The sequence below is a fragment of the Mucilaginibacter oryzae genome (genome assembly GCF_003148845.1).
In the GTDB taxonomy this organism is placed as follows: domain Bacteria; phylum Bacteroidota; class Bacteroidia; order Sphingobacteriales; family Sphingobacteriaceae; genus Mucilaginibacter; species Mucilaginibacter oryzae.
Genome location: NZ_QGHA01000013.1, coordinates 12,776 through 28,064 on the forward strand (window position 1 = coordinate 12,776; position 15,289 = coordinate 28,064).

At 47.4% G+C, this 15,289-nt stretch carries 12 protein-coding genes; 7 read left to right on the forward strand and 5 right to left on the reverse strand.

The features are described from left to right. The first annotated feature begins 27 nt into the window (after positions 1–27). From LX99_RS21895 to LX99_RS21920, 6 genes are all read left to right on the forward strand, one after another. Positions 28–3,006, forward strand: coding sequence for a ligase-associated DNA damage response DEXH box helicase (locus tag LX99_RS21895; protein WP_245927990.1), 2,979 nt, complete (start codon positions 28–30; stop codon positions 3,004–3,006). Positions 3,007–3,072: 66 nt separating this feature from the next. Beyond that, the gene (locus tag LX99_RS21900; RefSeq protein ID WP_109609775.1) at positions 3,073–3,387 is read left to right on the forward strand and encodes a hypothetical protein; all 315 of its coding nucleotides are present in this window, start codon (positions 3,073–3,075) and stop codon (positions 3,385–3,387) included. A gap of 134 nt (positions 3,388–3,521) precedes the next feature. Then, positions 3,522–3,836 (forward strand): hypothetical protein, encoded by a 315-nt coding sequence (locus tag LX99_RS21905; protein WP_109609776.1) that lies wholly within the window; start codon positions 3,522–3,524, stop codon positions 3,834–3,836. A gap of 93 nt (positions 3,837–3,929) precedes the next feature. Beyond that, complete coding sequence (locus LX99_RS21910; RefSeq protein WP_022834093.1) at positions 3,930–4,265, forward strand: tRNA-binding protein; 336 nt, start codon at positions 3,930–3,932, stop codon at positions 4,263–4,265. Beyond that, positions 4,266–4,748 carry a nucleoside deaminase gene (locus tag LX99_RS21915; protein WP_211319072.1) on the forward strand — a complete coding sequence of 161 codons (483 nt, stop codon included), beginning with the start codon at positions 4,266–4,268 and terminating at the stop codon, positions 4,746–4,748. Between the two features lie 229 nt (positions 4,749–4,977). Beyond that, positions 4,978–5,502 (forward strand): hypothetical protein, encoded by a 525-nt coding sequence (locus LX99_RS21920; RefSeq protein WP_109609777.1) that lies wholly within the window; start codon positions 4,978–4,980, stop codon positions 5,500–5,502. A 51-nt stretch (positions 5,503–5,553) separates the two neighbouring features. Here LX99_RS21920 and LX99_RS21925 read toward each other — a convergent pair whose 3' ends face one another. Next, the gene (locus tag LX99_RS21925) at positions 5,554–6,021 is read right to left on the reverse strand and encodes a DUF4920 domain-containing protein (protein ID WP_109609778.1); all 468 of its coding nucleotides are present in this window, start codon (positions 6,019–6,021) and stop codon (positions 5,554–5,556) included. A 191-nt stretch (positions 6,022–6,212) separates the two neighbouring features. Between LX99_RS21925 and LX99_RS21930 the strand changes: the two genes are divergently transcribed. Continuing rightward, positions 6,213–7,586, forward strand: coding sequence for an NHL repeat-containing protein (locus tag LX99_RS21930; protein WP_109609779.1), 1,374 nt, complete (start codon positions 6,213–6,215; stop codon positions 7,584–7,586). A 113-nt stretch (positions 7,587–7,699) separates the two neighbouring features. On the opposite strand, the gene LX99_RS21935 is transcribed toward LX99_RS21930, so the two are convergent. From LX99_RS21935 to LX99_RS21955, 4 genes are all read right to left on the reverse strand, one after another. Next, a complete protein-coding gene (locus LX99_RS21935; protein WP_109609780.1) occupies positions 7,700–9,976 on the reverse strand; it encodes a GH92 family glycosyl hydrolase in 2,277 nt (758 codons plus the stop codon). 383 nt (positions 9,977–10,359) lie between these two features. Further along, a complete protein-coding gene (locus LX99_RS21945) occupies positions 10,360–12,540 on the reverse strand; it encodes a type 1 glutamine amidotransferase family protein (protein ID WP_245927991.1) in 2,181 nt (726 codons plus the stop codon). A gap of 74 nt (positions 12,541–12,614) precedes the next feature. Further along, complete coding sequence (locus tag LX99_RS21950) at positions 12,615–13,364, reverse strand: DUF3823 domain-containing protein (protein WP_109609783.1); 750 nt, start codon at positions 13,362–13,364, stop codon at positions 12,615–12,617. An 11-nt stretch (positions 13,365–13,375) separates the two neighbouring features. After that, the gene (locus tag LX99_RS21955; RefSeq protein WP_109609784.1) at positions 13,376–15,286 is read right to left on the reverse strand and encodes a RagB/SusD family nutrient uptake outer membrane protein; all 1,911 of its coding nucleotides are present in this window, start codon (positions 15,284–15,286) and stop codon (positions 13,376–13,378) included. Positions 15,287–15,289: the final 3 nt, after the last annotated feature.

The following is a 15,289-nucleotide window of genomic DNA, read 5'->3' on the forward strand; positions in this document are numbered from 1 at the left end:
AACGCCTAAATTTTTGTTAACAGGATAATGACAAGCAAAGGCCAACAGGTAATACAGCAATGGTACGCGGAGAAAAAATGGGAACAGTTTCCCTTCCAGGCCGAAATGATGGAGGCCTACCTGTCGGGTTATTCCGGTCTGCTGAACGCGCCAACCGGCAGCGGTAAAACCTTCGCGCTTTTTTTGCCTTTTTTAGCCGGGTTTATCAACAAGCACCCCGATACTTACAAAACCCAGCAAAATAACGGCCTGCTGATGCTCTGGATCACGCCGTTGCGGGCATTAACCAACGATATCCGGAAAGCCATGCAGGAAGCTTGTGATGAAATTGGCCTGCCCTGGCGCATCATGACCCGCACCGGCGACACGTCCGCTGCCGAAAAAACGGCCCTCAAAAAAAAGCTGCCCGAGGTGCTGCTTACCACCCCCGAAAGCCTGCACCTGATGCTGGCCCAAAAAGAATATCCAAAACTGTTTAACCAATTACAGGTAGTTGTGATTGACGAATGGCACGAACTTTTAGGAACCAAACGCGGCGTACAGGTAGAGCTGGGGTTGTCGAAGTTGAAGCACCTCTCCCCGGCCCTCTCCAGAGGAGAGGGAGTTGGGAAGCAGGATCATATGATAAAGGATAAATATCCGGGGTATCATACTGCTGATGCTTTAAGCTGGCATGCAAACATTGATAACGCGAAGTTAATGCGTCGGCAGCCTACAGATGCTGAAAATATTTTGTGGCAGTTGCTGAGAGGTAAAAAAACGGGCTACAAGTTTAGAAGGCAACATCCGGTTTTGAATTATATTCCTGATTTTATTTGTCTTGAAAAAAAACTGATCATTGAAGTTGACGGAGCATACCACGATGATACAGAACAGCAACATTTAGATATTGAAAGAACCCGCCACCTGGAAGCGGAAGGATACATTGTATTAAGATTTGCAAACGCTGAGGTTTTGACGGACTCGGAAAGGGTGATCGAAAAGATTAAAAACAATCTGCAAAACGGCTCCCTCCCCCCGGGGGAGGGCTGGGGAGGGGTTAAAATCTGGGGTATCTCAGCCACCATCGGCAATCTTGAACAGGCCGCGGAGGTGTTGTTAGGTAACAATTTTCCGAAAAGCCAGATCAGGATGGTACGGGCTAACCTGGAAAAGAAACTGGATATCCGGTCCATCATCCCTCAAAATATCGAAAACTATTCATGGGCGGGGCATATTGGCCTAAAGCTGCTGCCCGAGGTGATGGAAATTGTGGCCCGGAGCAAAACCACGCTCATCTTCACCAATACCCGTTCGCAATCGGAGATCTGGTACCATGCTATTTTGGATAATTACCCGGAGTATGCCGGTATCATGGCCATGCACCATGGCTCGTTGGATAACGAGTTGCGCAATTGGGTGGAAGCCGCCCTGCATGCCGAGGCGCTGAAGCTGGTAGTTTGCACATCAAGTTTAGATCTTGGCGTGGATTTCAGGCCTGTTGATACCGTGGTGCAGGTGGGCAGCCCTAAAGGCGTTGCCCGCTTTATGCAAAGGGCTGGCAGGAGCGGTCACCATCCCGGCGCCACCTCACTGGCTTATTTTGTGCCTACCCACTCGCTTGAATTATTGGAAGGGGCGGCCCTAAAAGAAGCCATTAAAGATAAGATATTTGAAAGCCGCGACCCATTGCTGCTTGCCATGGATGTGCTGATCCAGTACATGGTTACGCTGGCGGTGTCGGACGGTTTCCGGGCGGAGGAATTATTTCAGGAGGTTAAAACCACCTACGCCTTTGCCGATCTGAGCAGGAACGAATTTGGTCAGCTGCTTGATTTTATTACCAGCGGCGGCAAAACGCTGGCCCAGTACGATGAGTTTTTAAAGGTAGAAGTGGAAAACGGACTCTATAAAGTAAATAGCCGCCGGGTTGCCATGCGCCACCGCCTCAGTATCGGCACCATTACAAGCGAACTCAGCATCCGGGTAAAATGGCTAAGCGGCGGCAGTTTAGGTACTATCGAAGAATCGTTCGTATCTAAATTAAAACCTGGCAATACCTTCTGGTTTGCCGGGCGTAGCCTGGAGTTTGTGCGTGTGAAAGAGATGACGGCATACGTTAAAAAATCAAACTCAACCAAAGGCATCATTCCGAGCTGGAATGGCGGGCGCATGCCCTTATCATCGCAATTGGCGGCGGTATTCAGGCTTAAGCTGGATGAGGTGGCCCATGGTGTTGAACGCGATGTGGAGGTTAAAGCCCTGAAGCCTTTATTTGATCTGCAGCAGCAGTTATCCCATTTGCCCCAAAGCCACGAATTTTTGATCGAGTCGTTTAAATCCAAAGAAGGGCACCATTTGTTGTTTTATCCTTTTGAAGGGCGTCTGGTGCATGAGGGCATGGCATCTTTACTGGCCTATCGCATCAGCAAAATAAAACCGGCCAGTTTTTCTATCGCCATGAACGATTATGGTTTTGAGTTGCTTACCGACGAAGATATCCCGATTGAGCAGGCTTTGGAAGATGCCGCTTTTTTCTCGCTCGATAACCTGATTGATGATATACAGCATAGCTTAAACGCCAATGAAATGGCGCGGCGAAAGTTCAGGGATATCGCGCACATCGGTGGCCTGGTATTTACGGGTTATCCCGGTCAGCAAATAAAAAACAGGCATTTGCAGGCCTCCACTTCTTTATTGTTTGAGGTTTTCAGCGAGTACGAGCCTGATAATTTACTGATCCGCCAGGCTTACAACGAGGCATTGGCCTTTCAACTGGAAGAGTTCAGGCTCAGGGCGGCACTGCAGCGCATCCAAAAACAAAATATCATTTTAAAAGTGATTGAAAGGCCAACACCTTTCGCTTTCCCGATTATGGTTGATAGCCTGGGCCGCGAAAAACTGACTACCGAAACCTTAGAAGAGCGCATCGCTAAAATGGCCCGCAGCTACGGCGCTGAAGGTGTTGCCGAACCTGCAGCACGAAAAGCCAGGAAGCCTGGTATTACGAGAAAGAAAGGTTTCTGATTATTTTTTACATCATATCATTAAATCAAACCCGTTACGTTAATGGTGTAAATACCCAAATTCAATATGAAAAACCTAAAACTCCACCATTTTCTCATTATGCTTTGCTTCTTTATTACCTCATGCGCTACTACAACCTACCTCGGAGATGCTTATCCCGCTACCGAAAAAGTCGACGTGTACTATGATGCCAGGGATGTGAAAAAGGATTATAAAGTAACAGGGCATTTAGTTACCGATTACACCTATAATCCGGCTAAGGCTAAAGAAGAACTGATAGCGAAAGCGAAGAAAGCAGGCGCGGACGGCATTATCATATTACTGGGCGCAGCCGGCAATCATATAGCTATCCGGGCGGATGCGCTAAAATATAACCGGTAAATTAATTTAACCTTTAAACCACTTGTTTGCACCCGGATACCGGGAAAGGATGTTTTGTGATATGTTTTTTTACCTATACCATTAAACCAGGTATTGGCTTGCACGTCTAAATCAAACAACTATCCCGGATAAACATGAAAAACCTAAAACTACACTGTTTTCTCTTTGTGCTGATTTTTTTTATCAGCTCCTGCGTTACAACCAACTACCTGGGAGATACTTATCCCGCTACCCAAAAAATCGACGTGTACTATGATGCCAGGGACGTGAAGAAAGATTATAAGGTGATAGGACATTTAATTACGGATTATACCGATGATTCGGTAGAGGCTAAAGAGGCCCTATCGGCAAAAGCCAGACAGGTTGGCGCCGACGGGATTGTTATTTTACCGGTAAGCGGCAATGGCGACCACGTATCTATTAAAGCTGATGCCATCAAATACAATTGAGAGCCGCTCTAAACCCACTACGGTGAGGCTTTATTTTTAGCCCCCTGTACCGGAGCAGGGCTGATATGACGCTCTTTTTTTACCTTTGCCACCATGGAAAACATCACCTGGCATGATTTTGAAAAAGTAGAACTAAGGGTAGGTACCATCCTTGAAGCCGTAGATTTCCCCGAAGCGCGTAAACCCGCGTTTAAGGTACGGGTTGACTTCGGCGAGTATGGTGTCCGCTGGTCGAGCGCGCAAATCACTAAGCATTATACTAAAGAGCAGTTAGTAGGCAGGCAGATTGTGGGGGTAACCAACTTCCCTAAAAAGCAGATTGCAAACTTTATGTCGGAGTTCCTGGTTACCGGCTTTGCCGACGAGCATGGCGACATTGTATTAACCGCCGTGGAGAAACCTGTGCCAAACGGCAGCAAACTTATTTAAATGAGATACATCAGTTTTGAAGATGAACCAACTATATCGCCCGATGACTATTTTATGGGCGAGGCGCTGAAAGAAGCACGGTACGCGTTAGAGGAAGACGAGATCCCTATCGGCGCAATTGTGGTTTACAACGGCCGCATCATTGGCAAGGGGCACAACCTTACCGAGCGTTTAAACGATGTGTCCGCCCACGCCGAAATGCAGGCGCTTACGGCCGCCGCTAACCTTATGGGGGGTAAATACCTGCAGGGCTGTACACTATATGTTACCATGGAACCCTGCGTGATGTGCGCGGGAGCATCATACTGGTTCCAGGTAAGCAAGATCGTTTTTGGCGCTTACGATAACAAACTGGGCTTTGGGCGCATCAACCAAAAAATAACCCACCCCAAAACCATCATAACCGGCGGCATCCGCGAAACCGAGTGCAGCCAGTTGGTGAAGGATTTTTTTAAAGCGAAAAGACAGGGAAACCGCTTATAAGTTTAGCCTCACCCCAGCCCTCTCCTTCGGAGAGGGAGCGCCTTTTTGTTAAGTCCTCTGCTATGGACAGGACTGGGATGAGACCTTTTTATTTATTTTGCCTGAATAAAAAAATTTTATATTTGCACCCGAAAAAAACCTGAACATACATATCACCAACGGCTAACACCTATCCACTGCAAATAAGGTCCTATCAAACAATAAATCACAATTTAATCAATCAAAACAAATGAAAAAAGCACTATTGACATTAGCTTTACTTATGGGTACGCTTGTGCAGCTTTTGGCCCAAACCGACAAAATTTACAAACACAATGGCGAAACCGTTGACGGTAACGTAGTACGCGTGGCCGAATACACCGTAGTTTTCAAGTATCTGAACGAAGATGCGGAACAAACCATTGGCAAGTACGCTGTTGAAAAAATAGTTTATGGCAAAAGCGGCCGTATCGAAAAAGTTACCGACAAAGTAACCGTAGCAGGTAAAGACGACTGGGAAAAAGTGATTATCCTGGAAGACAAAAGCGAAATTTCGGGCTTAACCAAAGTTGCCGATGTACGCGGTAAAACAGGCTTTATCAACTATCATACCGGCAACTCGGGCGATAAAAAAGCTGAAAAGAAACTGAAGGAAGCCGCCGCCGAACTGGGCTGCCCATTTGTTTTGCTTACCAGCGAAAAATCATCAAACACCAGCAATAACAGCTTTGGTGGTAACCAGGACATTAAAAAAGGCATCGCTTATAAATACTAAGCTTTTATTCAGCCTTTGGGCAAAGCCATCCTGTTAACCGGGGTGGCTTTTTTATTGATCAATCATCATCCCCTTCACCTCAAATGTTACCACGCGTTTGGGGTTGGTTTTAACGCGGTGCTGCTTTTTTCCCGAAACGGTATCGCCGGCCAAATGCTGCATATCATCGGCAATAAACTGTTTGGCAGCAATTCCTGAAATGATAACCGTACGCCCGGCCAGCGCCCTGGGGATACTAATCCCGGCATTATAAAAATGCGCCGATATGATGCGCCCGTTGCCTGCATCCATCTCAAACCAACCGCCTTTGGGTTTGGTTACCCGTAACACCTTACCCGCGATAGCGGTAGTGATGCGGGTTTTCTTCCCCATAAAATCTTCCAGCTTTGAGGCTTGCATCATTGCCGCGGTATCGGGCTTATTTCCGTAAACCATACCATGGGGCAATGGTTCATGTTTCTGAGCCCCTGCAACTGCCGAAAACAATGTCAATAGGGTGAACAGCGCTAACTTTTTCATATGGTATACTAACAGGCCTGCCGGTAAAAGGTTGACAGGTAACGCCGGGTTTACCTGTGTTTTTTTTACTGATCTGAGATTATTGTTGTAATAAGTATGTTAATAATTGTTAAAATGTTACTTTCGGGCAATTTGCTACGTATTGATCAGTTAATTTTGCCTACGTACTCTTACAAAATTCAAACTCACTCGTGAAAAGAAATTTTACTAATACCTTTTTATTTGCCGCGCTTTTAGCTGTAGTTGCCTTAGCAATTACAAGCTGCGGAAAAAGTGGTAACGCTACCCCGGTAGAGTTACCTGATCTGACCACTATGGATGTTGTTGTGCCTGCCACCGATGGTACTATAGCCTACACCGGCGGATTATTTAATGCACAAACAGATGTAAGTTTGAGCGCGTTTGGCATTTGCTACAGCTCCACCAACCAAACACCTACCATTGCCGATAACAAAACCAAGGATACCGTTTTACAACTGGCTTACCTTACCAAACTTAAGGGCTTAACTGCTAAAACAACCTATTACGCGCGCGCTTATGCTACCAACAGCGCGGGTACAGGTTATGGTAAGGTTATCCAGTTTACTACCAGCGATGGCACAGCGCCAGCCGGCGGAACGGTAACCACACTGGCCGGCAACAACCAGGATTTTATTGATGGCCTTGGTGAAGCTGCCGCCTTTGACGGGCCGCAGGGCTTAACCTACGCCACTGACGGAAATTTATATGTGGCCGACTCGTATAACAGCGCTATCCGCAAGCTTACATTAGGCGGTAATGTTACCACCTTAACCGGTAACGGCACCATTGGGTATGTGGACGGGACACTTGCCGATGCCCGGTTTTATGCCGCGCAAGGCGTTGTAATGGATGCTTCAGGCAATATTTATGTAGCCGATTACGGCAACAACAACATCCGTAAAATTACACCCGCCGGTGTGGTAAGCACCTTTGCCGGCAGCGGCGATGCCGGTTATACTGACGGCACCGGTACCAAGGCAACTTTTAACAACCCACGCGCCCTGGCTATCGATGCTACAGGAAATATATACGTGGCCGACCAGGGTAACAACCTGATCCGTAAAATTACCCCGGCAGGCGTTGTAACTACATTTGCTGGCAGCCGCGGTGCAAGCTACTATGACAATGCAACCCCAACCAGCGCCACCTTTAACAAGCCTAACGGTATTGCTATAGATGCGGCAGGCAATATTTATGTTGCCGAGGCGCTGAACCACGCTATTCGTAAAATTACAACAGCAGGCGTGGTTACCACATTTGCGGGAGGTAATAAACGTACAGACTTTGTTGGTTCGCCTGCAGCTATTACATTTGATGCCAGCGGTAATATGTTTATAGCCGATCAGAACGGCCGCATATTGGAAATAACTAAAGATAAGGTATTGAAATCTGTTGCCGGTAAAGCCGGTGTAAACGGTTACGCCGAAGGCGTTGGCGAGGCCGCCCAGTTCAATTCGCCGCAGGGTATAGCTGTTGATGCCGCCAAAAACGTTTACGTATCCGATTATTACAATAACCGTGTTCGTAAAATAGCATTGCCGTAATCAGGGCATTTAATCAAAAGAAAGGGGTTGTTCACGCTGATGAACAACCCCTTTCTTTTTCCCTTGATTAACCGGCTTTGAGCGCGGTTTTCTTAAACAGGAAAACTTCTTTCTTACTTCTCGTTACTCATCGAATAAGGCACATCGGCATCCTTGGTGCCGCGGTTTTTATTCGGGGTGGCCTGCATATCAAAATCAAGCGTTTCGCCGTTCAACAATGCCTTGTGGCTTAGCCAGTTATTGGTATATGGTTTACCATCAACAGTAAGCGTGTTCACATAACGGTTTTCGTCGCTGTTTTTAGGGGCGTTGATGGTGATGGTTTTGCCGTTTTCGAGGTTAACGGTTACTTTTTTAAATAATGGCGCTCCTAAAACGTACTGGTCGCTGGCCGGGGTTACCGGGTAAAAACCCATTGATGAGAAAATGTACCAGGCCGAAGTCTGCCCGTTATCCTCATCGCCGCAATAACCATCAGGGGTAGCCCTGTATAAACGGTTCATAGCCTCACGCACCCAGTATTGGGTTTTCCAGGGCTGCCCGGCATGGTTGTATAAGTAAATCATGTGCTGGATTGGCTGGTTACCGTGCGCATACTGGCCCATGCCTGCTATCTGCATCTCGCGGATCTCGTGGATCACGCCGCCGTAATAGCTATCGTCAAATACAGGGGGCATTTCAAATACCGAATCGAGTTTAGCTACAAATTGCTGTTTGCCGCCCATCAGGTTAATCAAACCCTGGATGTCGTGGAATACGCTCCAGCTATAGTGCCAGCTGTTACCCTCGGTAAAGGCATCGCCCCATTTAAAGGGATTAAAAGGCGTTTCAAACTTGCCGTCCTTGTTTTTACCGCGCATCAGTTTAGTTTCAGGATCGAACAGGTTACGGTAGTTCTGGCTGCCTTTTTTATAAACCTCGATCTCTTTTTTAGGTTTACCCAAGGCTTTACCTAACTGGTAAATAGTATAATCATCGTAAGCATACTCCAGAGTACGGGCAGCATTTTCATTGATCTTTACATCATAAGGCACATAACCGAGGGTGTTATAATACTGAACACCACGGCGGCCGGTAGCATTAGGCCCTTCGTTGTTAGCGCCATGCTTTAGGGCTTCGTACAAAGTTTCGATATCATAACCGCGCAAACCTTTCAGGTAAGCCTCAGCTACTATGGATGCCGAGTTATTACCGATCATACAATCGGCATAACCCGGGCTCGACCACTCGGGCAGCCAGCCGCCTTCTTTATAATCATTAACCAGGCCTTCCTGCATCTCTTTAGCTATAGACGGATAAACCAGGTTAAGAAAAGGGTACAAAGCCCGGAAAGTATCCCAGAAACCCGTACCGGCAAACAGGTAACCCGGCGCAACTTTGCCGTTGAAGGGGCTATAGTGTACATTTTGTCCGTTGGCATCAACCTCATACAATTTGTTGGGGAAGAAAAGCATGCGGTAAAGGCTGCTGTAAAAAGTGCGGGTTTGATCAAGCGTACCGCCTTCAACGTTCAGGTGGTTAAGGGTTTTATTCCAGGTATCTTTTGCCTTTTGGCAGGTGATGGCAAAGTCATCATTAGCCAGCTCGCGTTTCAGGTTAAGTTCGGCCTGCTCAATGCTGATGAAGGATGAGGCTACTTTAACGTGTACCTTCTCACCTTTAGCGGTTTTCAGGGTGATCACCGCGCCCGCGTGGTTACCGGTGTATTCCAGCAAACCGGCATCCTTTTTCCAATCGTGCCATGCCGAAGCCAGCGCAAACGGTTTATCTACATAAATAACAAAGTAGTTTTTGAAATTAGAAGGTACCGCGCCGCTGTTTTTGGTGCTGTAGCCAACAATCTTTTGCTCGCCCGGAATAATTTTCACGTACGATCCTTTATCAAAAGCATCGATCACCAAATGCGAGCTATCGCTTTTAGGGAAGGTAAACCGGAAACTTGCCGCGCGTTCGGTAGGGGTAATTTCGGCAGTTACATCATAATCGGCCAGGTAAACGCTGTAGTAGTAGGGTTTAGATACTTCGGCCTTGTGCGAAAACCAGCTCGCGCGGTCGTTTTCGTTCAGCTTTAACGCGCCTGTTTCCGGGAAGATGGAAAACATGCCATAATCGTTCATCCAGGGCGATGGCTGGTGGGTTTGTTTAAAGCCGAGAATTTTATCGGCATCATAGGTGTATTGCCAGCCGTCGCCCATTTTGCCGGTTTGTGCTGTCCAGAAGTTCATTCCCCACGGCAAGGCCACCGCGGGGTAGGTGTTACCGTTAGAGAGCGATGGTTTGGATTGTGTACCCATCAGCGGGTTAATGTAATCAACAAGCGTGGCCGGCTTTTCCTGCGCCGACAGGGCTGCCGGTAAAAAGGCGAATGCCAAAAGGAGTAACTTTTTCATTTATTTATTTCGGGGTGTTGTTTTGCAATTCAATAAAATATGGTGTTCAAAAAAAAGCGGCGGCTCGCGCGGTTCCCCTCTTGAGAGGGTTGGAGGGGTTTGCTACTATGCTCGCGGCTTGTCGCTCGCATAACACACCCCTGCTCCCGCGCTTTCCCTTCGCCCCCCCTCTCGAGAGGGGAACTTAAAAGCTTGATTTGTTAACTTGACGGCTATACCCTCAATAGGGAAACTTGAAACCTCAAAAAAATCTTCCAAACAACCATATTCATCGTAAGGACAATTTTTTTGAGCAGATATACATGATGTAATCAAAAAAAACTTCCGCACACCAAATTTCGCGTACGGAAGCATAAACCAACTTTCTCTCAAAAAAAGAATTTTTACCATTTTATATCCACCTTAACACCATCGGGGCTGTTGGCAAAACCGAGGTATAAAGTTTGCGATGCCGTGTCCCAGCTGGTTTTTACATCGCTTATGGCTTGCCCATTGTTATCGGTAACTATAGTTGCTTTCGGCTTTGCAGGCAGCAAGATCCGGGTACTGTTCAGTGTTTTGACAGGGCTCTTGGTTACAAAAGTGTAGCTGCCGGCCGTTGTTTGTTCATCATAAACCCTTGCCGCAGTTGCCAGTACTTTGGGCTGTTTTTTATTGGCTACGCGATTTACAGCATAAAGCAAAGCCTGCTCGCCGGGGTTAATAGTTTTTTGTGCCAGTACCGGCAATTGCGGATCGAACAGATCAATAACCGGGCCTTTTACGGTGTACGGTTTGCTGTCGGAATTTTCGTCCATTACGGCCACAACATCGTAAGGGCCGCGCTCCAGGTACATGCTGTTTTTAAAGGTAAGCGTGCCCCCTTTGGCATCCTTTTCAAAAGCCAGTTTTACAGTTTTAATAAAGTTATCGTCATTATTGGCCTGCATTACATACTCCTTCGGGTTTTGCCTCAACACATAAACCGCGCCCTTGCCAACGGCAAAACGCTGGTCATTGCCGGTTGGGTTTACACCCAGCAACTTAAACAAATGCTCCGATGGCGCTTTAAAGTTGTTGCCTTTGGTATCCCACCATTCCATTACCGATTGGTACGGATCATCATCCCTGCCGGTATAGATCAACACACCGCCGTTTTTAACCCATTGTGCCAGGTGTTCATGAACCTCGGCAGATACCGGTTTCATGTTGGAGTAGCTCATCACCAACACTTTGATGTTTTTGAGCGACGCCGCATAACCCAGGTTTTCCATGTGCACCGTTTGTACAGGCACACCGCGTTTTACCAGGGGCAGGGTCTGGCCGTAAAAGTTGGAGAACTGCGGATCTTCAAAACCATTATGCGTAGGGAACCGCTGGAACATGAGCGAGTTACTCATCAGCACGCCGATGCTGTTAACGCCCGATACCGTATTCGGCGAAGCGGGCATATCGTTCAGCGCGTTTACCATTACCTGCATCTGGGTGGAGTAAAACTGCGGGATCAGCGTTTTCTCGTTGGTGCCCAATACCGGGTAAGGGTGGGTGTAAATCCGTTCGGGCCATGGCATTACCTCGTAATCGGCAACCATAGGGTACAAAAGTTTAGCCGTGAAGGTAGCCTGGTAATTGCGTTTATAATCGCTCCAGTCGCGTACGCGGTCTTCAATCGGGTCGGTCAGGAAAAATACCTTGCGGCCGGTTGGGGCGGTCATGGATACTACCGAACCGTACTCCAAAAATGCATTTTCAAACACACGTTCCTTTTCTTTGCCGTTAAAGTAAGTAGGCTCGCGCGAGGTGCCAGTCCACACCTGGGCTATGTAACCATCAATGCCCGGCAAAGATGCCAGACTGGCCTCCGGACTAACAATCTGCCACGATGAGTAGTTTACCAGCGAGTGCGTGGCAATGAAAACCTTAATTTCCATATCCTTACTTTTACCGTACTCCTTAGCATAGTTTGATACCTGTTTAATGGTTTCATAATACAGGTTATATTTTAATTTGTTGGATAGATAGGTATTCTCGGCCGAAGCATCCTGCGGTTTCCAGGGGAAGCCATAATACTTTTGCCATTGGTATTTAAAGCCAGCGCTGTAACCGGCGCGCGCCCAAAATTCAGGCTCCTCTAAAAAAATATTGGTAATCCCCGCGTCAATCACCCGTTTTACCACCGCGGTTTTCATGTATTCGATAAAAGAATCATCGGGCACCACATAAGGCATATCCTTGCCGTGGAAAATGGTATCACCTTTTTGTGTTACCTGCCCTACGCCGAGGTGGTTTTTACCATCCCATTTACCCAGAAAGTAGTCCTTGTAATCGCCCCAGGCAATGCCAGTCATGAAGTTGACGTCATACCCACGGTCGCGCCAGGTTTTTACGCGCTGCTCGAAGCTCATACCCGGATGATCATTAGTGCCATAAACAATGGCGATGTCTGACCGTACATCAATCTCGGGCCGCCAGGGGCTGCTGGTTTGAAAAGCGGTTTTCTCCTTAAGCGAAGTCGGCTTCTGCTGCCCGTAAACACCCGATGCAAGGGCAAGGCTGCAACAAAAAAGTAAAGTGTTTTTCATCATTGCTAATATGTAATTAATACCTGTAAGGAGGGGCTGCCTTAACAGCCCGCTCCCGCACACAGGTATTTATTTGGTTAAGGTATTTTAACCTCTTTAACGTCGGTATAGTTATAATAATTTAAACCGTATTGCATTTTAGCCCCCACGCGGATAAAGTAGCTCCTTTTACCGGGTAACGCGCCGCCAAGGGTGGTTAGCGTAGTAGTTGCCCCAATAGTAGCATTGGCCGCGTCGCCGCTTAATTTAGGCGTGTAACGGTTATCGTAATTATTGTTCCCTACGTAGTTGTTCGAGTTAATAAAAACAGCTACATCGCTCACGTTTTGCTGAAAATCAGGGTTGGCGGTACCGCGGGTAACTTTAAATTTGGTGGTGATTGTACCATCGGCATTTAAAACCGGGTCGCCTATCCATTCTATCCTTAAAAAGGGCTCTACCGAAAAATTTACGGTAGTCACATCCTTCACATCAACCGTCTGGCTTTTATCCACAATGGTTTTACCACTTGCATCAACCTGTACCAGGGGTACAAAGGCGCCCTCGGCCGAAATTACGTTTTTACCCGCAAACAGTTTGGTATTTTGGTAGGTACCATCCTGGTATGATGATATGTAAAATGGCGTAGGATTGGCGCTCCAGCTTATTTCCAATAGTTTAATGCGGGTGCCTGATCCCTGCTCGGTTTGCAGGCTTTTACCTGTACCGGCATCGGTTACGGTACCTTTCAGGGTAACATCGGGCGCGGCGTAGTTATCAGTTTTTTTGCAAGAGCTGCCCGCGGCAACCAATGCGCTTAATGCTATGCTATAAAATAGTTTTTTCATCTCTCAATAAATTAGTATCCCGGGTTTTGAATAAGGTTCTGGCTTTTCTGGATCTCGTTTTGTGAAATCTGCTCGTAATACCAGCGGGGATCAAAGGTATAGCGAGAGTTACGCTCATCTAAACGGGCATCAAAAAAGTATTTATTATCATTTGCCGAAAAGAAAGGCATCAGCGTACGGTAAACCGTGCTGTTTTGCTCTTTATCGGCAACACGCCAGCGGCGCATATCCCAATACTGCTTATTTTCAAAGCCGAGTTCTTTTTTACGCTCTTTTCTTACCACATCAATGCTTACATCGGCTGTACCGGTTAACAGGGTGGCGCCGGCACGTTCGCGGATGGCGTTGACCTGCGTAAAGGCATCCTGCAAATAATTTTTATCCCCCTGGCCAAGCGCGTTAAGTTCGGCCGCGGCTTCGGCGCGGTTAAGCAATACCTCGGCATAACGCAGCTCGATCCAGGTTTGATCTGAACGGTTTTCCAATACCAGCGAGGTTGGTTTATCCGGTACGATATACTTACGGATGGAGAAACCTGAAACCGAGTTGGTACCATCACCGGTAAAATAACCGCTTAAACCGGCAGGGTTCATGGTTTTACCATTAGGCAGGGTATAAGGGGTTTGAGCAGCATTGGCCGACTCGACGATATTGGCAGTAGGGTAATGCGCGGTTGAACCCGCAGGCAACAACGGACTGATCCCCCCTGCCGTAGGGCCGGTATAAATGCCCCTTCTTATTTCAATGCTTACCCCTTTCATTAAATCGCCGGGTAACACTACCGTTGCCCTGAGCCTTGGCTCGGCATTGGCAAACAAGTCCATGGTATTGGTATAAAGGTCATATTTGCCGCCTGTTGTGGTTTTAATGGTACCATCGGCATTTTTAGGGAAACCGTCAAACAGCTCCACATAGTTCAGCGTAGGGTTAACCTCTGATGAGTAACCGTTAGCGCCCATCAACTGGCGCGGTACGTTATAGGCATCATAACCATGCACCGATTCGGGGTAGTGATACTGGCGCACAAATATGTTCTCGCCGCTTGTGGCGTCAAAAAACAAGTTCACATAGTTTTGATACTGGGCTTCCTTATCCGTAGCCGACCATGCTTTTTTATACAGATCATACTTGCCCTCAAGTAGCGCCGCCGCGTCATAAGCCGCTTTAAAATAGGCAACCGCCTTGGTTGCCGGGATACCGCAAAGCCTGTTACCGCTGCCATCAACCAATGAGATCTGGTTATATTTAGCCACCGAGCCGGCAAACAACATCGCCCTCGATTTGAAACCCGCCGCTACATATTTATTGGCGCGGCCTGCCTGGCTTTTTTCGGGCAGGTTGGCATAGGCATAATCCAGGTCGGTACCTATAAAATCATAGATCTTCTCTTCGGATGTACGGGGAATCTTCAATTCCTCAACGCTTTGCGCCGGATAACTCAGCACCTTATCAACCAATGGCACGCCGCCGTAACGTTTAACCAATGCAAAGTAAGTTGCCGCGCGGATAAAGCGGGCTTCGCCTAACCACTGGTTAACCTGGTCCGGGGTAAAGTTGCCTGCGTATTTGGCTATGTTTTCTGAAAAATAATTGGCATCGCGAATGGTGCGGTAACAATCGCTCCAGGTTGATAAGCCGGTATTTTCCTGCATCGAGCCATTTTGGTCGCGGCTTAAGGCTTCGCCGGTGGTAGCGCTTGTGGGGCTGATGATCCAGAACATATTCAAACCACGCTCGGGCGAGTACCTGAAATCTTCAATAGGTAATTCGGCGTACATGCGGGCCATATAGGCGGTTACACCCGCCGAACTTGAAAACACATCCTGATCGCTGATGATACTTGGCGGCAGGGTGTCGAGCTTTTTACATGCTGTAGACCAGCAAAGTAAAAAAGCCAATATTGTATATGCGTATTTTTTCATGAT

Coding starts and splice junctions, on each gene's coding strand:
- LX99_RS21900 (WP_109609775.1), top strand. CDS start 3,073: ATGAAAAACCTAAAACTCCACCATTTTCTCATTATGCTTTGCTTCTTT.
- LX99_RS21905 (WP_109609776.1), top strand. CDS start 3,522: ATGAAAAACCTAAAACTACACTGTTTTCTCTTTGTGCTGATTTTTTTT.
- LX99_RS21955 (WP_109609784.1), bottom strand. CDS start 15,286: ATGAAAAAATACGCATATACAATATTGGCTTTTTTACTTTGCTGGTCT.
- LX99_RS21925 (WP_109609778.1), bottom strand. CDS start 6,021: ATGAAAAAGTTAGCGCTGTTCACCCTATTGACATTGTTTTCGGCAGTT.
- LX99_RS21950 (WP_109609783.1), bottom strand. CDS start 13,364: ATGAAAAAACTATTTTATAGCATAGCATTAAGCGCATTGGTTGCCGCG.
- LX99_RS21895 (WP_245927990.1), top strand. CDS start 28: ATGACAAGCAAAGGCCAACAGGTAATACAGCAATGGTACGCGGAGAAA.
- LX99_RS21910 (WP_022834093.1), top strand. CDS start 3,930: ATGGAAAACATCACCTGGCATGATTTTGAAAAAGTAGAACTAAGGGTA.
- LX99_RS21920 (WP_109609777.1), top strand. CDS start 4,978: ATGAAAAAAGCACTATTGACATTAGCTTTACTTATGGGTACGCTTGTG.
- LX99_RS21945 (WP_245927991.1), bottom strand. CDS start 12,540: ATGATGAAAAACACTTTACTTTTTTGTTGCAGCCTTGCCCTTGCATCG.
- LX99_RS21915 (WP_211319072.1), top strand. CDS start 4,266: ATGAGATACATCAGTTTTGAAGATGAACCAACTATATCGCCCGATGAC.
- LX99_RS21935 (WP_109609780.1), bottom strand. CDS start 9,976: ATGAAAAAGTTACTCCTTTTGGCATTCGCCTTTTTACCGGCAGCCCTG.